This window comes from Alkalibacillus silvisoli, from assembly GCF_039521975.1.
In the GTDB taxonomy this organism is placed as follows: domain Bacteria; phylum Bacillota; class Bacilli; order Bacillales; family Alkalibacillaceae; genus Alkalibacillus; species Alkalibacillus silvisoli.
Map to the genome: position 1 here is coordinate 38,008 of NZ_BAAACZ010000016.1, position 20,279 is coordinate 58,286.

A 20,279-nucleotide genomic window follows, 5' to 3' on the forward strand; every position below is an offset into this window, starting at 1 on the left:
CGAACAATTGTAATCGTCAACTAAAATGAACGCTTTCTTCCTTAAATGTGGAAGTTCGATTCTTCATTCGATGACTATCCATCGCGAAATTGATTGACTTCTACTCGATGTAGAACCCTATCCAAAATAGCTATGGTTATCCCTTGATCACCTAATAACTCACCCCACTCACTTGGACCCTTATTTGAAGTCAATATTATCGAGGCTTTGTCATGTAAGTCATTGATGAGATGGAAAAGGAGGTTAGCTTCTCTTTGATCCATAGCCATAAACATGACCTGATACCCTTGAATAATCGCCTCAATCCCAAATGCAGTTGCTAAATTTTTTACCGACACCATATATTAAATCGACCTCTAGTTTCACGAGGCTTCTTCCTCTTACCTTTTTGGCGTAGCACCTGCAAGTTGTTACTTATCAACCAACCGTTATAGGTCCAACGATAAATGGTTTTAAAACCAACAGACTCTTGTAATTCTACATACGTAATTTGTTCAGGAGACCAAGTTAATTCTATTTTTTCATTAATACTGTCTGCAAGGTCATGAGACCATTTCAAGATACAACCGCAGTTCAATCGACACTGATCATATTGTTCTTGTGTAATCTCTAGCTTATTCTCATTGTTCTTGGAGTTATGATTTAACTCACGAGAAATGGAGGACAGTGAACGATTCATCCTCTTTCTAATATCACAAAGACATTCCTTGTTCCATCATCGTTTCTATGCGTGCTCGTTCAAATATAGTAAGATGTTGATAGTTCAATCAGTACCTCCGTGTATATATTTGATGTGGTTATCTACACGAAACTGTTATGGGCTGTTTTTATTTTTAGGTGTTGCACTTAATGTTACAATCCGTCATATAAAATATTATACGATGACTATAAGAGTTGAAGTGAGCCATTCCACGAACTTTGATCGGTGACGGGAAGGCTTTTTTCTTTTTTAGTATAACAGAATGATAGATTTATAGAAAGAAAGTTCTGAATTGTATTATTCAGGACTTTCTTTTAATTTTCGGTACAGACTACTTTCATACCTCAATAATTGAGGTATGGTTAAAAGATATTTTACGATTTTCATTCATTAAGTAAAAAACCACTTCGCTACAAAACTAAATAGTAAACTTTTAAACAAACTTAATTTAGTCGTTAAAAGATATCAGTTATGAAACTTTGTAAACGCTAAACTAAAGTAGACAGTTTTTGCTCAATAAAAATGAACACTTTTCAATCAAAAATAACTCTCCGTAGTATGATAGATTTATCATCTATCAGCAGGAGGGGAAAAAGGTGGAAAAGTGGATAATGTTTATGGAAATCTATCAAATGAAGAAACAAGGATTCAAAATTAGGAGGATTGCAAGAAAATTAGGTGTTTCACGAACAACAGTTTATAAGTATCTCGAAAAGTCGCCAGAAGAAATGGCTGAGTGGATGGCCTCTACACGTAAAAGGAAACGCAAATTGGATCAGTACGAGTTATTAATTCATACTTGGTTAAGCGAAAACCCTGATCTTCTCTGGAGCTCAAGTTCATGATTGGTTGAAGGAACGCTTCGCAGACCTGTCGGTCGGAGAAAGTACAGTTCGAAGTTATGTTAAAGAACTGAGAGAAAAATATAACATTCCAAAAGTGATGACACCTCGTTCCTACGAGGCGATTCCAGAGTTACCAATGGGTAAACAGATACAAGTGGATTTTGGACAATCGAAACAAAAATCAACTCAAGGTCGTACTCAAAAAGTATATGTGATTTGTTTTGTTTTATCGCATTCTCGTTACAAGTATGCAGAGTGGTTAGATCGACCTTTCACCACAAAGGATGTTATTCGAGCTCATGAACATGCTTTTGAGTACTTTGGAGGGATACCAGAAGAAATGGTTTATGATCAAGATGCATTGATCGTTGTTAGTGAAAACGGTGGCGATATTATTTTGACCGAGGAATTTCAAACCTATTATAGAGAACGAAAGTTCCAACTCTATGTTTGTCGTAAAGCTGACCCAGAGAGTAAAGGAAAAGTGGAGAATAGTGTTAAGTTTATTAAGCAAAACTTTGCCAAGAACCGTGTATTCAGAAACATAGAACAATGGAATGAACAATCTTGGGAGTGGCTTGAGAGGACAGGCAACGGCAAAGTGAATAATACGATAAAAAAGAAACCGGCAGAAGTGTTCTCCGTCGAAAAAAAACATCTTAAGCCGATTACTAAGAATATAATTCATTCACCTATTAATTCAAGTATAGCAAGAGTCGTACGTAAGGACAACACTATTTTATACGAGTCCAATCGCTACTCCGTGCCATTAGGCACTTATGATAAACACAATAACGTGTATGTGATCGCAACAGATGACCAGAAGCTTCGCATACATGAATCTATGGATGGGCCTATTATCGAAGATAGACAACACAAACGAGACCGAACCAAAGGTATACCTGCCTATATGAAAACTGTTTCTGAAGCGTTCCAAAATCAAGACAAGGCTATGAGATATTTAATGGAAATTCAAACACTGTATCCCCGATACATGAGGGATCAGTTAAAAATCATTTCAGATTCGGTTAAGGATGTTCCATCCAACATAAGAACTGAAGCACTGAATGAATGTGTAAAGAGCCGTTTTTATAGTGCTTCGGAATTTAAAGATGTCTTAACCCATTTGATAAGGCAACAACAATCCACTAAGAGTACAGAAATGGACATACAACAGATGTCAGCTGAACAATCTGATTATGACAACATGAAACCAGAAGTAAGAGATTTAGATCCGTACCTTGAGGTTCTTGAAGGGGCGGTGAAATAACAATGACTTTAGAGCCATTACAAAAACAGTTTAAGACACTGCGTTTAGCAGAAACAGCAGAATATCTACCTGATCTCATTCGATATGCTGAATCCAAAGATTGGACTTATCGTGAGTTATTAACAGAAATGGCTTCATATGAATTAAAAAGACGTGAAGAAAAGCAAATTGAACGACAATTGAAGTGGGCAGCATTTCCTGCCCACACAACACTTGAGATGTTCAACCTTAATGAGCAACAAACCTTAAGTCAAAAGCAAATAAAACAGTTAAGTGAATTAACCTGGGTAGATCAATTATATAACTTGGTCCTGTTAGGACCAGCGGGTGTTGGGAAAACACACTTAGCCACTGCACTTGGGATTGAGGCAATTAATCAAGGATATCAGGTCATGTTTATAACGATGGAAGAATTAATAAGGAATTTAAAAGCTGAAGAATTCACACGAAAAGCCCAAATTAGGATGAAACGAATAAGAAACGCTAATCTGGTCATTATTGATGATCTAATGTTTATGGCGATAGATCAGAGAGAAGCTAACCTCTTTTTCCATCTCATCAATGACTTACATGACAAAACCTCAATTATATTAACTTCTAATAAGGGTCCAAGTGAGTGGGGCGAGTTATTAGGTGATCAAGGGATCACTACAGCCATTTTGGATAGGGTTCTACATCGTGTAGAAGTCATTCAATTTCACGGTGAAGACAGTCATCGAATGAAGAATCGAACTTCCATATTTAAGGAAGAAAGTGTTCAGAATTAATTAGCAAAAAGTGTTCATTTTTACTTGACGCTTACAAACTTGCATCAATCTTCACACTTTCCCTTTTTTCCATTCGGAAAGACCCCCTTTATATCTACTCTTACGTTTCTCTATCTTAATGCCTTCACGCTGAGATTTTAATCAATCATTTTAGACTTTCCATGATAGCACGATTAGGACAATATCAGAAATAATCCCCTTTAGCTCTTTGTATTTTCTAGTTTATAAAAAACGGAATTAGATCAACTCTTACCATGGTCACCAACAACCCCAGAGGAATGTCAAATTCCAAGTAAATCATTATTAAGCATACACGAACCCTCACCCAAATCATAGGTGAGGGATATTTGACGTTTACGTTTGTTTTTCTAATGAACTGCGAAAGTCAGGTTATACGTCACAAATGATTGTATGTATAAGATTTATATTATTAGTTTTAAGGTTGTTTAATATATAATTTTTTTCTAATAAAAGTGTGTAATTTCTTGTGTTGAAGAAGGGGGGGGTAAATGTAAAAAAATCTCTTATTTTAAAAGAATAGGTTGTTAATCTATTATTCATATCCTTATTAATAACAAAAGAGGAGAAGGGGAGTTGTTTTATGCAGTCCCAAATGACTTATATTCTTGATTCCGATTTTGATAATATTACAGACCCAATATTAAGGAGCTTTCTAAATACAAAAAGTAACTACGAATTGTTCATAAGGGCCAAAAAGCATCCGTGTGGAGAAAATATCTCTAAGCTAAATAGAGCTTTTAAAAAGCACTATACAGAAATTCAATTAATTAGTTATATTTCACAACTTATAAACCATTACTCCAGGGATTTTTACAGAAAGAAAAGTAGAGAAAAGTACTTTTATGTGTATGCTTTTGAAAATGAATACATTCTCGATAACAAGAACTTCAATCAACAACTGGAAAACAACACACAAGAGGTGGAGTCATTAATTGAAATATCTTCTTTGCTTGAAGCCATACAGGATCAGACAATTTACGAAACGCTTATACGTCTAACGGATAGACAATTATTAATTATTAACCTTCATTTTGTTCACCAGTTAAGTCATACAGAGATAGCCGAAAAATTAAAGGTGAGTCAACAATCTATCTCTAAAACAATCAAAAAAATATTGAATAAATTAAGAGACTCTATGGAAACTGGGGGTAATTGATTATTATGACTAATCTAGGGTTATATGAACTCACATATAAAATAAAAAAGGACAAAGAGAAAGACGATGCTATCATGGAAATTATTTCATTATTTGAACCTAAAATCAAAACAAAAACCAAAACCTTGGATGTTCATACCGGTGAAGATTTAAAGCAAGAACTAACCATTGAAATTACTAAAGCTCTAAAAAGGTTTGACTTAGAAAGAGCACCTAACTTAACAGAATACATGAAAAATAAACAACACAAAGAGAAAGAGGGCGATTCGTGTGAATAAACAAATAGTTAAAGCTATCCCTGTATTTGAAGGGGCTTCTTCACTAAACACGTTAAATGATAATAATCCTTTAAACACAATAAATGTTAACTTCTATTGGCGTTCGGGGGTTAAAGGAAAGGGAATTACAGTTGCCATTTTAGACAGCGGTTGTGATACACAACATAGTAACCTCTCTTCTAGGATAGTAGATGGTGCTAACTTTACAGAAGAAGACGGAGGCCATTTTAAAAAAATTGATGACTATAACGGTCATGGTACACATGTAGCTGGGGTGGTCAGTTCAAATAATTCTAATGGTCAAATTACTGGTGTTGCACCTGAAGCAAAACTTATGATTGTAAAGGTCTTAGACAAAAATGGGACAGGTAGTATTGAGAATCTAATAAATGGTATTTATTTTACAATCAATTGGCGAGGTAGCGGTAACGAACGCGTTAGAGTTATTTGTTTGTCTTTAGGTACTGATGAAGATAATGAGCAACTATATGAGGCTATTAAATTTGCTAACAGTCAAGGGGTTGTAGTGGTAGCAGCATCTGGTAACCAAGGAACGGGAAATATAAAAGATGTCAACTTGGGGTATCCTGGCGCCTACAATGAAGTTATACAAGTTGGGGCTATTGATGAAAACCTTAAAATAACTGATTTTTCAAACTTGAATAACCAAATGGATATATTAGCTCCTGGTGAAAACATAAATTCAACACACCTCACTAATAGCTATAAGCGAATGTCTGGAACGTCAATGGCGGCACCTTTTGTGGTTGGAGCGCTCAGTTTGATAATTCAAGATATAGAGATGAAATTAAATAGGACAATCTCAGAAACTGAAATATACGGACAACTAATTAAGAACACAAAAAAATTAGGCTACCCGTTCAATGTTGAAGGGAACGGTTTAATTTATTTGAATAAAGGGTTGTGACTTTTTAATCTGTTACCTTATTAATTTATATAAAAATATAAAATTAATAAGGAGGTGTTATAATGGCTAGATCAATCATTGTCTATACTCAATCTGCTTGTGGACATTGTCAAAGACAAATAGATTGGATGGTTGAAAACCAAATACCATTTGAACAACGTGAAATATCAAATGAAATATTTAGAACTGAATTTCTAAATATGAATGGAGAAGGAACACCGCTTACGGTTATAAAAAATAATAATGCTTCCGAGGTCATAACTGGATTTAATAAGGAAACATTAACAAACAAGTTTTTAAAATAAGAGGGGTGTGATCGTGTGACAAGCGAAAACATATTCAAATGTTACTGTCAGGCTAGAAAAGCTCAGGCCTTTTATTCAAAATGTTTAGATCAGCATGACTCTAGCCCGGAGGAAAAAGAGATTATTTACGAATTAATAGCAGATGCAGCCAAAACATCAAAGAAACTAAGGGATTACTGCAGTAAATAGCTTTTACTCGAATCTTCCAAGTAGATTGGTGACATAGCCAAGCGGTAAGGCAAAGGTCTGCAAAACCTTCATCCTCGGTTCGAATCCGGGTGTCACCTCCATTTTAATTTAAAAACAAAACCTCCTTTTGTGAAAGAGGTTTTGTTTTTATTATATTTGTCTTTAATAATCACAGGGTTTAATCAGTCTTTTTCATCAAGTAAATGATGCGAATTGAACATAAATGAACGCAACAAGGATGAACAATGCAAATATAATCATTAAAAAGCGAGCTACATTTTCTAATTTTTTAATTTTTAGATGACACACGAACAAACATGACCAAGAGAAGATTAAAAATAAAGGTATAACTGGAAGTGATGTTGGGGAAAAAATTAACCAGCCAACAAGACCAAATAATGCAACCCCCAGCACAATTATTCCAGTGAAAATATTGATTGATAGTTTAGTTTTTCGTTTCTGATCTGAAAGCATTTTAAGGTCTACATTAACAGGTTGAAACATTGCCCCCATGTATATTTGGCTGAATAATATTAATGCATGTGAAAGGTATAGTCCAAGTAAACCGTAATATAGCAAATGGCTTTGCATTAGGCCGTCCATTAACAGGAAGCCATAAAAGTTTAGTAAAAAGATTACGAGTAGTAGGATTATTAGTATTAATCTTTGGGATGCAGCCTTGGAAGGTTTTCTCACAAAATAGAAGATTGAAGTGTTGGCAATTAAAACAATAAAAAACCAGACATACGGCAATGACTCATGGAATACAAAAGTCAAAATAGAAACTAATAGTGAAAATAAAAGCCCAGATAGCCCTGCTAGAATAAGAAAAGATGTTCTAAACGGAAAGATTTCTCTGTTTAATTCTTTGCCTATTTCCCTACTCTCCCCAAATTCAGATATTGCTTCCTCTTCTGCTTGCTTTTTGCTGAAACCTTCTTTTTCATACGCCTTTGTTTTTTGATTTATATGAAGTGTGAATTCTTCTTTCATATCGCGTTTGTTTTCGTCATTGAGCTCTACGTGATGCAAAATACTCTCAACATATTGTTTTGATTTACTCATTAGATTTCCCCTCCTTGTTTACTTCACTGATTACTTTGTTGACAAGTTTCCAACTCCTTAGTTTTTCCTGATGGACATCCAATCCAAGGTTAGTAATTGTATAATATTTCCTTCTGCCACCGTGAGACTCATTTCCCCAATAAGAATCAATGTATTTTTTTCTTTCGAGACGTTTCAATACCGAATAAAGCGTACCGTCACTAAGTTGATAATCCCCATCACATAATTTATTGACTTTAGAAATAATTCGGAAGCCGTAAGTATCACTGTGTCGAAGTATAGATAGAATCATTAAATCCATATTACCTTTCCATTGTTCTCTATCCAAATCAAGCCACCTCCTTTTTCTCTTAATAAAAATCGTAACACATATTACATAGTAATACAATGTACTTAACAATAGAAGGTTGTTAATTTTTCTCGTTTTTCCTTTTTATTAAATGTAGTTAGTAATACACAAAGGAGGTGAGCGTTTATGATCAAGAAACAGAAGTTAAAAACCACTGAGAACATTAAAGCTCAGTACATGACGTACTGCAAAGTGGGTGATCCTGAGGATGGTTTTGATCTCTGTATTTTATGTTTAAAATGTGAAGCCACCATGGCTGTCTACTCGGATGGCAGTGAATCATTTTTACACTGCGGTTGCTAATAGTAACCTTAACCCAGAAATATAAGGAGATGATTGTATGTTTCAAATTATTGACGGTGCGCATCTTAAAGGTGAAGATGTCACAAACATGCTAGATGAACTTAAAAGTTTGGAGGCGTATCAAGAGTTAGTTGACACTCTCGCAGAAGCGTCAGGAGCTTCTATGGAAAATATGAAGCTTCAAAAAACGTATCAATTCAATGGCGTTAGTAACGAAAAAGCAGTCGGAAACTTTTACGGGAAGACATTGACCGTTACTGATGAAGATGAAAAGGTTTTGATCGACTATAGTGATGTCCAATATGAAAACAACGAGTCAGACGATGTTGTATTCTTATCTGGTAGCATGCTTGCTGAAGTTGACGGAAAGAAGATTCAAAGAATATTTAATACAGTTGATGGCGGTATTGAAGTCGTAGAAAAAGAAAGAAATCCAGAATTTGAACTGAAGGATGCTTATCACGAAGACCTTCCGGATAATCCAAATTTCAAACTCGGTGACTATTCATCCGATGATGTTGAAGCAAATTCTTGGTATGAATTTTGTGCGCCAGGTGGTTATCAACATTGCGGCGCAGGGTGCGGTTACAATTTAGAAGATGGGGGAGGCCCTCCAATAAACTCAACTGACCTATGTTGTGTGGGCCATGACCAATGCTGGGCAGCACATGGTTCATGGGACCCTTGTTGCGATAAAAGCTTTTTAGATTGTCTGTCTGGCATTTACACGGCCACTGCAATTGCCGCTAGAGCTGCCTTCACAGTAAATTCTCTAAGATGTTAATTAACTAAAAGGTCATCCTTTAAAGGGTGACCTTTCTTTCGTATTGTTACATGTTATACATCACATTCCGCAGTTATATTAACTCTTAACGCTATGTTCGCATCTGACTATGTGGTTATTCCCACAAATACTGAAAAATTTTCATATAATGCTATTGAACGATTCCTTGGTACGGTTGAAGAAGTTAGTCAACAAAAAAAGGATCTTATTGGTAAAGATATTAAAGTGGCTGGTATTTTACGTTCGTTACATGATAAACGTCGTACAGATAATAAAATATTCTCTGAGATGATGGAAGAATCGTATAGTCATTTAATGTTTAATACAGTGATCCATCGTAAAGCCGCAACAGGGAGACTGCCTATTTTCGGTCTATATGATAACAGTGAGTTAAAAGTTGCAATAAATGAGCATGAAAAATTTGTAGAGGAGTTGTTAAATAATGTCCAAAGCAGATGAAATAAAGAATAAACTAAATAAAAACTCGAATGCTACTAAACAATACCTAGAAGCTTTTGAAAATCACGAGGAACAAGAAGCTGAAAACCATGAATTTTCCTCAGGGGATATAAATAAAGAAGAGCAAATTAAACGGTTGAAACAATCCGCACAAAAGAAAAAGATGGAAGACACGCATGTGAGACAAACCTTTTTAATCGAAAAAGAATTAGCAAAAGAGTTGGATGAAATAACAAAAGAAAACGCTCGTGGTTTTAAAACAGAGTTTATTAATTATGCTATTTCGCAAGGACTAAAAGATATAAACAAGGATTGAGGGTTCCTCTTGATTCGAAAAAATGTAAATGTATCTAATAGTGTACATTTTTTAGGTATTTGTCTTTTTTGGCCATTGGATTATATATATTTTCTGCAGAAGAATATGAAGAAGGTATCACCAGATTCCATTTAAATCTAGATGGACTGTTAGCGTAGAAAAAAGCTAGGGTAGATCCTAGCTTTTTTCTTTCATAATCGGATGAGTTTTATAAAGGCCTCAATTTTGATTAGAAGATTATATTAATTAAGATTACAGAACCAAGTAACACAATTAAAAAATCTATAATTGCCCACTTCTTATTTTTTTCTATTAAAGACTTATAAAATTGATACACACAACTTATGAAGAGAGCAACTATTACTAATAAAAGACCAACACTATCATTGGTTCCTTCATTACCCAAGATCATTCCTCCCGCAAACAACAACAAAATAGTAACTACGCTTCCATAAACAACTTTAATCGTTTGATTATTTTTATTTTTTTCTTTACTCATAATAACCTCCCTTAATTAATTATCTCGATTAAACTAAAATTCCTAGTTAGTGAGTTGAACAAGAAATATTGTTTAAATGGTGAATCTAATAGACCATAAGATTAAATATTTGTAATTACACCTTGGTCTAAATAGTTTATCACAAAGTCATTGAAACATTGCTTACTAATAATAGTTTACTAGTTTTCACCTATTTTTTAAATATATTTTATTACCAAATTTTTTGAAAATTACACTTGAAATTATTACCTTAAATGGTAGAATGTAATTGTCGGATTCGGCCGAATTCTGATTTGTTATTCTGTTAAGAAAATTCAATTTCTATTGCGTTCAGTATAGCAAAACAAAAAAATATAATTAAATACAAAAAGGAGAGGTTACTATCTTTTTCAAAAAAGGAGCTATTCTAATTTTAATTGGAACACTTTTACTAAGTGTAGGATTACCTCAAATTAGTAATTCTGTAAGTGCATCTTCTGGAGACGATTTCGAAAAAATTGATGAGGTAGGAACACAATCGCTTGATCCTGGAGGTGGAAGTAGTGATGATTATTATTTGCACAGCATAGATATTGAATCGACTACTGATTATTATGATAATACTAATGAAACAGCTTTGGCATTAGCAATAGCTGCAGTTGTACCTGGCGTCTCTCAAATTACGGCATTAGACCGGGCCCTAAGATTAATTGCATTAGGATTTGCTTATGATGCGTATTCTAACGAGGCTAGTCAAGGACATGATTTTACTGTTACTCAACGTACTTATTTGTATCACGAAGCGTCTGGTGATAATGTAGGGTTCTATACTGTAACTGTCAGAAATACTACTACTGGAGAAACTAGAACTACTAGTCACTCCCTCTCACGTGGGCACCATTAATAGAGTTGCGAAAATCGATATTGATATGAAATAGAACATAAATGATTTACTTAGGCTACTTTTCTCAATAACTTTAGAGAAAAGTAGCCTTGTTTTAGTTTATTAAAGCACCTTCAAAATTTGTGATATTGTTATTTGGATAGATTAGTATTTATTTTTGTGAAAAAATTCCTCTAATTCTTTTAGTTCTTGACTAGTTAATGTAGTTGATTCAAGTTCTTTCGATTCTTGAGTTTTTTTAAACCACTTAGGAAGGACTTCTTTTGAGTTATTTAAGTCTCCGTGTTCGAAGCCTTGAACATATACACCTTCTCTTTTTAACTTTTCTTTTTCATCCAATAAGTGAATCATCAAACCAATTGGATTCTTTATGTCTTGGTGAAGTTCGACTCTGTTATTGATCATTCGAGTTAAATGTTTCAACTCTTCATCTTTTTTATCACCAAACACACTAGCCGCCATCCTTGATAACCTATTAAAAGCATCTAAGTTAATTTCATACCCTTTTGACAACTGATTCAATTCTTGTAATAAATCTTGACTTATATCACTCCCACTTTGTTGTGCAACCTGTAATTCTTTAGATTGAAAGTGACTAATTGTGAATATAAGTTTGTCCACTCTTCGACTTTTTCTGACTTCTTCAAATGAAACTTTTACATCTGTCTTAGTATTTAATTCTTGAATTGCATAATTAATTACCCGACTTTTTAAATGACCGTATTGTTTGTATTTCTCCTTAGGAATACCTAACATTTCTTTTAGTTGATCAACTGATACTTTCCACTTCCCAATGTATTGCCATTTTTTCATTAATTCATATAATCGGATTGCATAAGCACTTTTTAAAGATAAGATGTTACTTAAACGATAAGACGTAAAAGCTTGCTTTAATTGTAGCAAATAAGGTTTTAACTTTGGGTCAAAGCCAAACTCAATCCTTCCTTGACCTTCTATGTATTCAACATGAGATGCCCAATTACAAATTAACCAACCGCCATCCTTACGTGGTATTTCTATTACTTTAGACATCAATCCTCTTATAACTTCTTTAGTTTGTGTATAATATTCACGACCTTCTAACCCTAACAAATTATGAAATTCACGAATTTCTATTTCATAGGTTTTGAAATCATCATCATCAGGTTGAATCATACTCACTGCTGTTAAAGGTTAAAATAATTTTTTGCTCCCGTGTGGTTAAAGAATGGCGATGGCGCGCTTCTATTAAATTATTCGATTTAGTTACTAAGTGCTCTGAATTCACAAACATCTACCCTACGTTTGTAAGAAAGCAAAAGATCTCATACCCTTTTGCACAAGAATTAGTATCTTTTGCAGAAGCGATGGAAGTGAAAGGGTATTATTTTAATACAAATATCATTTCAAAAAAAGTGATGCAACCTAGTGAGTGGGTTCAGAATAATTTAGAAATTGGCTTGTACGACCTTGTTTATTATGTGAAAAGGGTTAGAGAAATTGATGGCGAACCCGCTATTATTATAGAAAATTGGGTATCAATGGACCGCTGTCCTGGAATAGATCGAGCTGAATTGAATAATATGGGGATTTTTAAGTCAATAGAAGAATGTGCAGATGTTGAAATTACATATGGTGTGCGAAGCTTTGCAGCCAAAGGATTAAATGAAGAGGAAGCGAGGTTACTAGGCTTAAGTATCGGAGAACCTGTGTTATATTTTGATCAACAAACATTTGGTCCAAATGATGTACCTTTAGAGTGTTCGAGAATCGTTTTAAGAACAGATCAATATGAGGTGACTTCAGTATTAAAGCGTTAGCCATAATAAAAAGCTCAAATAAGGTTGTAAGCCTTTTTTGAGCTTTTTTGATTAGTGTTGTTATGAGTGGTTTTGGTTTCGTCTACGGTTACGTTTATTACCGCCACCTGATTGTTGCTTGTTATTATTGGATTTTGAGTAGTTTCGGCGTCTACGCCCGTCACCACTGCGGTCATTGTTACGTTGACGACGACCATTGCCACCACCGCCACCACCGCCACGCTTTTGATGTCCACCTTTAACTTTTCTTACACGAAGTGGCTCAACAGATGATAAGTGAACAGGGGTTTGGCTTGGTTCTTTTGTTAGAAGTTTGATTGCAGATGCAACGACATCAACAGCATCTTCTTCTGATAATAAGCGCTTAGCAGCTTCACGGTAGTTTTCACCCTCGTTATTCCAAACCGTTTGTCTTAATTGTTCGATTGCCCCTTCTTGAAGGCCTTCCATGACATCGCGATACGTTGGGAATAATTGTTTTTCAATCTTGCGCTTCGTCAATTTCTCAATCGTTTTTAAATGATCCATTTCACGTGGTGTGACAAAAGTATAAGCACTTCCTTTTTCACCTGCACGACCAGTACGTCCGATTCTATGGACATAACTTTCAGGGTCTTGTGGTAAATCAAAGTTGTAAACGTGTGTGACACCAGAGATATCTAGACCACGTGCAGCAACATCTGTTGCCACTAAGATCTCTGTTGCTTGTTCTTTAAAGCGACGAATAACCTTTTCACGCTTTACTTGTGGGATATCACCATGAATTCCTTCAGCAGAATAACCACGTTTCATTAACCCTTCAACTAGTTCATCAACACGTTTCTTCGTTCTTCCGAAAATAATGGCAAGGTCAGGTGATTCAATATCTAATGAACGACAAAGAACATCGAACTTTTGATTTTCCTTAACATCATAGTAATATTGATCAATATGATCGACGGTTAACTGTTTAGCTTTAACTCGAACGATTTCTGGTTGATTCATAAACTTCTCAGCTAATAATTGAATACGCTTTGGCATTGTTGCAGAGAACAATAACGTTTGGTGCTCTTGAGGCATTTCAGCTAATATCGCTTCAATGTCTTCAATAAAGCCCATATTTAACATTTCATCAGCTTCATCTAATACGACCGTGTTAATGTTTTGGAGTTTAATAGTTCTGCGGCGAATGTGATCTAGTAAACGGCCTGGTGTTGCTGCGATTAATTGTGGTTTACGCTTTAGTGCACGAATTTGTCTGTTAATATCTTGACCACCGTAAATAGGCACTGTCTGAACACCTTTAATTTGTCCAATACGGTTAAGTTCTTCAGCTACTTGGATGGCTAATTCGCGTGTTGGTGCAATGACAATTCCTTGTATATTTGGGTTTTTTGGATCTATCTTTTGAATCATTGGTACACCAAAAGCTGTCGTCTTTCCTGTACCTGTTTGTGCTTGCCCAATTAAGTCTTTCCCTTCAATTGCTGTTGGGATCGCTTGTGCTTGAATTGGGGTTGTTGTTTCAAACCCCATTTTAGCTAATGCGTTTAACACATCTGCTTCAATGTTTAGTTCGTAAAATGTTTTCAAACTTGTTCCTCCTAAATTTTGCTTTACCTATATTATTTACATAAAAAAAGTAGCCATGCTTAATGTGGGAAAAAAAGTGGACTCCTACATTTAAGGTAGCTACGTGACTTTTCTTCTTATGGGCAGTTAAGACATAAGAAACGATCTCTTTACTGCATAAGTGCAACTACGCCTTTATTTATTGTTTCATACGGGACGCTCATATGAACTGTTGATTGGCGAGTTTACTTTAAATTAATTATATAGACGATTTATTATAACCCGTTAATATAATAATGTCAATTTTTACCCTTGCCCGAGTTGATTATTTACGAAAGTTTTTGGTAAATGATGTATAATACACAATTAGGGAGGGATGAGATTTTGAAACATTTTAAATGGTACTTCACAATTTTAATTTTCAGCGTATTACTAAGCGCTTGTTCAAGTGATCCTACTATTACATTTAGTGATGAGAATTTAGAGAATGCGGTTTTAGAAGAGTTAAGACTTGATGAAGAAATCGAGTATAGTGATGTAGAGGAAGTTACTGAACTTAACCTTTCGAATGAAGGGGTTGAAGACCTACAAGGAATAGAAGCTTTTGATGGTTTAGAGGTCTTAATATTAACAGAAAATGAGATCAGTGACTTATCACTGGTTATGGATTTACAAGCGTTAGAAGAGATTACTGTCATTGATAATCCACTATTAGAAGATAATCAACAAAGAAGTATGTTGGACGAATTGTCCGAACAAGGTGTAACGGTGATTGATGAGCAACAGATTGGTGATCCTAATGGTCCAGGTGGGTTTTTATGGCAAGTGGAGCATGAAGGCACAACGGTATATTTACAAGGGACTATTCATGCTGGAACAACAGATTTCTATCCACTGCATGAGAAGATTGAAACAGCTTATTATGAAGCTGATGTTATTGTTCCTGAAATTGATTTAAATGATGTTAACATGTATGAAATGCAGCAAACACAGCAGGAGTTAGGTATGTATCAAGATGGTACGACAATTGATGAACATATTTCTGATGAGCTTTATGAAGAGTTAGAAGCAACAATTGAAGAGTTAGGGATGGATATGGAGATGTTTGCAAGTTTCAAACCATGGTTATTGTCATCATTAATCCAAAGCTTGAGAATTCAAGAATTAGGTTATCTTCATGGTGTGGATGATTACTTTTTGAATCAAGCTGTATTAGATGATAAAGAAGTGATTGCCTTAGAAACAGTCGAATCACAATTGGACGTGTTAGCGAGTCCGCCAGAGGAATACCAAATAACGATGCTTGAAGATTCAATTGTAAATCTTGATTCATTTGATGAGGAATTGACCAGAATGTTCGAGTTGTATAAAGAAGGCAATCAAGAAGAGCTTATGGATTATTTGTTTGATGAATCAGTAGAGCCATCAGAGGGTGAGGAAGCCTTTATGGAAGCTCTTAATGATGATAGGAATTATGATATGGCAAGTCAAATTGATGAATTTTTACAATCAGGGGATGAGAAGACTTACTTTGTCATTGTTGGGACGGCTCATTTAATTGTTGAGCCACATATCGTTTCAATATTAGAAGATGAAGGTTATGATGTTGAACATATTCATTAAAGGAAGCCATGATTTCAAAGTTTATAAATTTTGATATAATATTTTCCATAAACTAAAACTACATAAAGGAGACGAACTATGATTAATGTAACTTATTCTGGCAATGAACAAGAAATCTTAAATAGCCAAAAAGTTTCCCGCCTTCAATCAATTCATGATAATTTATACGCCAAAAAAGGAGCCGGTCATGATTTTTTAGGATGGTTAGATTGGCCAAGTAACCTTTCTGATTCGTTTCTACAAAATATTAAGGATACAGCTGAGGAAATTCAAAAGCAGGCTGATGTCTTAATTGTCATTGGAATTGGTGGGTCTTACTTAGGTGCTAAAGCGGTAATTGAAGCGTTAAAGCCTCATTTTGAGAAGAATCCGCAGTTTGAAGTGTTATTTGCAGGTCAACATGTTAGTGGTGCTTATTTAAAACAACTCATGAATTATGTGGAGGATAAAGAAGTCGCAATTAATGTGATCTCGAAGTCAGGTACAACGACAGAACCGGCGATTGCTTTTCGATTTTTACACAAGTATATGGAAGACCGTTATGGACAAGAGGCCTCAGAACGCATCTATGTCACAACGGATGAAAACAAAGGTGCGTTATTAAACTTAGCTAAAGACAGAGGTTTTAAGCGTTTTGTCGTACCGGATGATGTTGGAGGGCGTTATTCTGTCTTTACTGCTGTGGGGTTATTACCGATTGCAGCTGCAGGCTTTGATGTTAATCAGTTGTTAAAAGGTGCTAAACAAGCTGAGGATGAATTATCCACGTTTGATGCTGAAAACAACCCAGCTATTAAGTATGCTGCTATTCGTCATGCTCTATATGAGCAAGGGTACACTAATGAAGTGTTAGCAACGTTTGAACCGAAGTTAAATTACGTTCAAGAATGGTGGAAGCAGCTTTATGGAGAGAGCGAAGGGAAAGAACAAAAAGGGATCTTCCCTGTATCAGTCACTTATACGACAGACCTTCACTCATTAGGCCAATACATTCAAGATGGAAAAAGAGACTTATTAGAGTCTTTCTTAATTGTTGAGGAAGCGGGTGAAGATCTAGAGCTATTTGAAGCAGAGCAAAATGCCGATGAGCTCAATTATTTAGCTGGTACATCTTTACACGATTTTAATTTAGTAGCATATGAAGGAACATCAAAGGCTCACTTATCAGGCGGTGTTCCACAGATTGGGATCAGATTGCAAAAAGTTGATGAGTATCATATTGGCTACTTATTGTACTTCTACATGTTAGCCTGTGCATATAGTTCATACTTACTAGATATTAACCCATTCAATCAGCCAGGTGTAGAAGAATATAAGACTAATATCTTTAAACTTCTAAAAAAACCAGGATATGAAACAGAGTGATAAGAATTCCCAAATAAGCAACATTGAACTGTTCTCAAAGGGCGGTCAGTGTTAAGGTGACCCGATAATGATTCGGGGTCACGTTTTTAAATATCATCTACGTAAAAATCCCCAGCTAGAGCTATTTTGTTAGGTTCTCAGCTGGGGTATATAATTCATTTGTGGAGTTATTTAATTTGATAAATTCTTGCTTCATATGGCTTTAATACAGTTTCATCGACTTCTGAGTAATTGTTTAATAGTAAATGATCTAACTCGTATTGAGATAAATCAATAGTAGTGCTTTCTTCACTTAAGTTGGTTAATACGAGAACTTGGTCACTTTTTAAAGTTCTTGTGTATGCAAAAACAGTCTGTGAAGTTTCAAAAACAAGGTTATATTTACCATATGTGAAGATTTCATCAGATTTTTTAAGTTGAATCATGTTTTTGTAGAATGAAAGAACTGAATTAGAATCTTTCAGCTGTGATTCAACATTGACTGTTTTATAGTTAGGGTTTGTTTTTAGCCAAGGTGTACCAGTTGTAAAGCCAGCATTCGATTCAGCAGCCCATTGCATTGGTGTTCTGGAGTGATCACGACTCGTCACATTTAATGTGCCAATAATCTCTTGGGAACTGACACCTTTTTCGATTTGTTGTTTGTAAAAGTTATGGTCTTTAATGTCATTAAAGTCATTAATTGAAGAAAAATCAGCATTAGTCATTCCAATTTCTTGACCTTGATAGATAAACGGTGTGCCTTTCATGAAGAAATACATAACACCTAAAGCTGTTGCGCACTCGTACCAGTATTGCCCGTCATTTCCCCATGTTGTAGGTGCCCTAGGGATGTCATGATTCTCTATAAATAAGGCATTCCAACCGTCTTTATCTAAAGCGTGTTGCCACTTCGTTAACACTTCTTTCAGTTTCGGTACATCAACACCAGCATTCGAATCACGATCCCACAAATCTAAATGTTCAAATTGAAAGATCATGCTAAACTTACCTTCGTTTTTTCCAACCCATTTGTAAATATCGTCTGTATTAACCCCGTTGGCTTCACCGACGGTCATAATATCATAGTTTGAAAACGTTTCGTCATATAATTCACCTAAGTAGTTGTGAATCCCATCTACATTCATCATATGTTCCCATGGTGGTTCAGTAGAGCTTTGGCCATTTGGTAGACCCTGTGTCTTTTTGATGTGACTAATAGCATCAACTCTAAATCCATCAATTCCTTTATCTAACCACCAATTAATCATGTTGTAAATAGATTGTCTCATGTCTTTGTTTTCCCAATTTAAATCAGGCTGTTTGACTGAGAAAATATGCAAATAGTACTGTTTTGTCTGTTCTTCATACTTCCAAGCTGGTCCACCGAAAATACTTTCCCAGTTGTTCGGTTGATCAGCCCAAATGTACCAATCACGCTTAGGGTTATCCTTTTGAGAACGCGATTCAATAAACCAAGGGTGTTCATCACTTGTGTGATTGACCACTAAGTCTATAATCAGTTTCATGTCTCGCTTGTGTGTTTCTTCTAATAAACGATCAAAGTCTTCCATCGTACCAAACTCTTCTAATACGGCTTGATAATCACTAATATCATATCCGTTATCAGCATTTGGTGATTTATAAAATGGGCAGACCCAAATAACATCAATACCTAAGTCTTTTAAGTAATCGAGTTTATCAATTATACCTGGTAGGTCGCCAATTCCGTCACCATTTGAATCATAGAAACTTCTTAAATATATTTGATAGGCTACTGCCTCTTTCCACCAAATTCTTTCCATAACCATACCCTTTCTAGTTGTTCAGTTTACAAGACCCTCGTTTAATTAGTGTAGAAGAAACGATTTTGTTTATGTCTTGTGTGTTTGGTTGATTAATCTTATCTATTAATAAAGAACTAGCTTGAAAACCAAGTTCATAAATTGAAATATCAACAGATGTCAAAGGTGGTCTTAAGTGCTCAGAGATTTTATGATTGTTAAAGCTAACGATTGATACATCATTAGGAACAGTAATCTTCAACTCTTCTAAATACCTTATTAACTCATAAGCTACTAAGTCGTCATGAGTGACAATAGCTGTTGGTGGTTCTGACATGTTCATCAGTTGAATAACTGAATCACGATCAATACTAGCTGTCATTTCTTGGTGAAATATATAGTCTTCTTGATGCTGAATACCAGCCTCTTTCAAAGCTTGCTTATAGCCAGTTAAACGATCTTGTGATACAACAAAGTCTAAGCTACCACCTACAAAGGCAATCTTCTTATGACCTAACTCAATTAAGTGCCCGACAGCTTCTTTCGAGTTTTGGACATTGTTATTATCGACATAAGTAAACTGGTTTTGATTGATACTCGGTCTACCGACGATTGTAAATGGAAAAGAAGAGCTAGCTAAGTAATCTAACGTCTTATCATTCTCTTTTGAATATAGCAAGATGATGCCATCGACTCGCTTTCCCTGTACCATTGAGACGACTTCATTATATACTTCTTCTTCAGTGGCGCCTGTCGTTAAATATAGACCGTATTGGTTCGCGTGCGCTGTTGAAGAAACACCTCTTAATACTTCTGAGAAGAAAGGGTTTTGAAATGATAAAGTAGCGGAATTTGCCATTACAATCCCGATAGTATTTGTTTTATTGACAACGAGGTTACGCGCTTGGAAATTAGGGTAATACCCTAATTCTTCCATAACTTCACGTACACGCTTTTTGGTTTCCTCTGTAATTCTAGAGTTATTAGCGATGACACGTGAAACAGTTGAAGGCGAAACATTAGCCTTTTTGGCAACATCTTTTATTGTAACGCTCATAGTA

The 20,279-nt window shown here is 35.2% G+C and carries 23 protein-coding genes, 1 tRNA gene and 1 pseudogene; 16 read left to right on the top strand and 9 right to left on the bottom strand.

Features of this window, described 5'->3' with window-relative positions:
* Nucleotides 1–16: 16 nt before the first annotated feature.
* Nucleotides 17–278, bottom strand: a pseudogene (locus tag ABDZ63_RS10110) (ATP-binding protein); the annotation flags it as partial.
* Between the two features lie 50 nt (nucleotides 279–328).
* Nucleotides 329–679, bottom strand: a complete 351-nt coding sequence (locus tag ABDZ63_RS10115) for a hypothetical protein (RefSeq protein WP_343783400.1) — start codon at nucleotides 677–679, stop codon at nucleotides 329–331.
* 617 nt (nucleotides 680–1,296) lie between these two features.
* Between ABDZ63_RS10115 and ABDZ63_RS10120 the strand changes: the two genes are divergently transcribed.
* From ABDZ63_RS10120 to ABDZ63_RS10155, 8 genes are all read left to right on the top strand, one after another.
* A complete protein-coding gene (locus ABDZ63_RS10120; RefSeq protein WP_343783401.1) occupies nucleotides 1,297–1,545 on the top strand; it encodes a helix-turn-helix domain-containing protein in 249 nt (82 codons plus the stop codon).
* 4 nt (nucleotides 1,546–1,549) lie between these two features.
* Nucleotides 1,550–2,815, top strand: a complete 1,266-nt coding sequence (locus ABDZ63_RS10125) for a DDE-type integrase/transposase/recombinase (RefSeq protein WP_343783402.1) — start codon at nucleotides 1,550–1,552, stop codon at nucleotides 2,813–2,815.
* Nucleotides 2,812–3,582, top strand: a complete 771-nt coding sequence (gene istB, locus ABDZ63_RS10130) for an IS21-like element helper ATPase IstB (RefSeq protein ID WP_343783430.1) — start codon at nucleotides 2,812–2,814, stop codon at nucleotides 3,580–3,582. Before ABDZ63_RS10125 ends, istB begins: the two co-directional genes overlap by 4 nt.
* 601 nt (nucleotides 3,583–4,183) lie before the next feature.
* Nucleotides 4,184–4,759 carry a sigma-70 family RNA polymerase sigma factor gene (locus ABDZ63_RS10135; protein ID WP_343783403.1) on the top strand — a complete coding sequence of 192 codons (576 nt, stop codon included), beginning with the start codon at nucleotides 4,184–4,186 and terminating at the stop codon, nucleotides 4,757–4,759.
* Between the two features lie 5 nt (nucleotides 4,760–4,764).
* On the top strand, nucleotides 4,765–5,037 hold the full coding sequence (locus ABDZ63_RS10140; protein ID WP_343783404.1) for a helix-turn-helix domain-containing protein: 273 nt from the start codon (nucleotides 4,765–4,767) through the stop codon (nucleotides 5,035–5,037).
* Complete coding sequence (locus ABDZ63_RS10145; protein ID WP_343783405.1) at nucleotides 5,030–5,965, top strand: S8 family peptidase; 936 nt, start codon at nucleotides 5,030–5,032, stop codon at nucleotides 5,963–5,965. Before ABDZ63_RS10140 ends, ABDZ63_RS10145 begins: the two co-directional genes overlap by 8 nt.
* A gap of 62 nt (nucleotides 5,966–6,027) precedes the next feature.
* Complete coding sequence (locus ABDZ63_RS10150; RefSeq protein WP_343783406.1) at nucleotides 6,028–6,270, top strand: glutaredoxin family protein; 243 nt, start codon at nucleotides 6,028–6,030, stop codon at nucleotides 6,268–6,270.
* Nucleotides 6,271–6,486: 216 nt separating this feature from the next.
* A tRNA-Cys gene (locus ABDZ63_RS10155) sits at nucleotides 6,487–6,560 on the top strand.
* Nucleotides 6,561–6,654: 94 nt separating this feature from the next.
* On the opposite strand, the gene ABDZ63_RS10160 is transcribed toward ABDZ63_RS10155, so the two are convergent.
* The gene (locus ABDZ63_RS10160; protein WP_343783407.1) at nucleotides 6,655–7,524 is read right to left on the bottom strand and encodes a permease prefix domain 1-containing protein; all 870 of its coding nucleotides are present in this window, start codon (nucleotides 7,522–7,524) and stop codon (nucleotides 6,655–6,657) included.
* Nucleotides 7,517–7,852, bottom strand: a complete 336-nt coding sequence (locus ABDZ63_RS10165) for a PadR family transcriptional regulator (RefSeq protein ID WP_343783408.1) — start codon at nucleotides 7,850–7,852, stop codon at nucleotides 7,517–7,519. The genes ABDZ63_RS10160 and ABDZ63_RS10165 overlap by 8 nt, the downstream gene beginning before the upstream one ends.
* Nucleotides 7,853–7,999: 147 nt before the next feature.
* Between ABDZ63_RS10165 and ABDZ63_RS10170 the strand changes: the two genes are divergently transcribed.
* From ABDZ63_RS10170 to ABDZ63_RS10185, 4 genes are all read left to right on the top strand, one after another.
* A complete protein-coding gene (locus ABDZ63_RS10170) occupies nucleotides 8,000–8,176 on the top strand; it encodes a hypothetical protein (RefSeq protein WP_343783409.1) in 177 nt (58 codons plus the stop codon).
* Nucleotides 8,177–8,213: 37 nt separating this feature from the next.
* Nucleotides 8,214–8,960, top strand: coding sequence for a hypothetical protein (locus tag ABDZ63_RS10175; RefSeq protein ID WP_343783410.1), 747 nt, complete (start codon nucleotides 8,214–8,216; stop codon nucleotides 8,958–8,960).
* 75 nt (nucleotides 8,961–9,035) lie between these two features.
* The gene (locus ABDZ63_RS10180) at nucleotides 9,036–9,419 is read left to right on the top strand and encodes a ParA family protein (protein WP_343783431.1); all 384 of its coding nucleotides are present in this window, start codon (nucleotides 9,036–9,038) and stop codon (nucleotides 9,417–9,419) included.
* Complete coding sequence (locus ABDZ63_RS10185) at nucleotides 9,403–9,735, top strand: hypothetical protein (protein ID WP_343783411.1); 333 nt, start codon at nucleotides 9,403–9,405, stop codon at nucleotides 9,733–9,735. Before ABDZ63_RS10180 ends, ABDZ63_RS10185 begins: the two co-directional genes overlap by 17 nt.
* Nucleotides 9,736–9,964: 229 nt before the next feature.
* On the opposite strand, the gene ABDZ63_RS10190 is transcribed toward ABDZ63_RS10185, so the two are convergent.
* Nucleotides 9,965–10,234: a hypothetical protein gene (locus ABDZ63_RS10190; RefSeq protein ID WP_343783412.1), complete on the bottom strand. Its 270-nt coding sequence runs from the start codon at nucleotides 10,232–10,234 to the stop codon at nucleotides 9,965–9,967.
* A gap of 556 nt (nucleotides 10,235–10,790) precedes the next feature.
* Here ABDZ63_RS10190 and ABDZ63_RS10195 point away from each other — a divergent pair.
* The gene (locus tag ABDZ63_RS10195; protein WP_343783413.1) at nucleotides 10,791–11,117 is read left to right on the top strand and encodes a hypothetical protein; all 327 of its coding nucleotides are present in this window, start codon (nucleotides 10,791–10,793) and stop codon (nucleotides 11,115–11,117) included.
* 144 nt (nucleotides 11,118–11,261) lie between these two features.
* Here ABDZ63_RS10195 and ABDZ63_RS10200 read toward each other — a convergent pair whose 3' ends face one another.
* A complete protein-coding gene (locus ABDZ63_RS10200) occupies nucleotides 11,262–12,272 on the bottom strand; it encodes a replication initiation protein (RefSeq protein WP_343783432.1) in 1,011 nt (336 codons plus the stop codon).
* Between the two features lie 41 nt (nucleotides 12,273–12,313).
* On the opposite strand from ABDZ63_RS10200, the gene ABDZ63_RS10205 reads away from it, so the two are divergent.
* Nucleotides 12,314–12,916: a GntR family transcriptional regulator gene (locus ABDZ63_RS10205; protein ID WP_343783414.1), complete on the top strand. Its 603-nt coding sequence runs from the start codon at nucleotides 12,314–12,316 to the stop codon at nucleotides 12,914–12,916.
* Nucleotides 12,917–12,976: 60 nt separating this feature from the next.
* On the opposite strand, the gene cshA is transcribed toward ABDZ63_RS10205, so the two are convergent.
* The gene (gene cshA, locus ABDZ63_RS10210) at nucleotides 12,977–14,488 is read right to left on the bottom strand and encodes a degradosome RNA helicase CshA (protein WP_343783415.1); all 1,512 of its coding nucleotides are present in this window, start codon (nucleotides 14,486–14,488) and stop codon (nucleotides 12,977–12,979) included.
* Nucleotides 14,489–14,851: 363 nt separating this feature from the next.
* On the opposite strand from cshA, the gene ABDZ63_RS10215 reads away from it, so the two are divergent.
* Together ABDZ63_RS10215 and ABDZ63_RS10220 are read left to right on the top strand one after the other, a co-directional pair.
* Nucleotides 14,852–16,090 carry a TraB/GumN family protein gene (locus ABDZ63_RS10215; protein ID WP_343783416.1) on the top strand — a complete coding sequence of 413 codons (1,239 nt, stop codon included), beginning with the start codon at nucleotides 14,852–14,854 and terminating at the stop codon, nucleotides 16,088–16,090.
* Between the two features lie 78 nt (nucleotides 16,091–16,168).
* Nucleotides 16,169–17,455: a glucose-6-phosphate isomerase gene (locus ABDZ63_RS10220; RefSeq protein WP_343783418.1), complete on the top strand. Its 1,287-nt coding sequence runs from the start codon at nucleotides 16,169–16,171 to the stop codon at nucleotides 17,453–17,455.
* Nucleotides 17,456–17,622: 167 nt separating this feature from the next.
* Here ABDZ63_RS10220 and ABDZ63_RS10225 read toward each other — a convergent pair whose 3' ends face one another.
* Entirely contained in the window at nucleotides 17,623–19,239 is a 1,617-nt protein-coding gene (locus ABDZ63_RS10225) for a glycoside hydrolase family 13 protein (protein WP_343783419.1), read from the bottom strand.
* A 13-nt stretch (nucleotides 19,240–19,252) separates the two neighbouring features.
* On the bottom strand, nucleotides 19,253–20,275 hold the full coding sequence (locus tag ABDZ63_RS10230; protein WP_343783420.1) for a LacI family DNA-binding transcriptional regulator: 1,023 nt from the start codon (nucleotides 20,273–20,275) through the stop codon (nucleotides 19,253–19,255).
* Nucleotides 20,276–20,279: the final 4 nt, after the last annotated feature.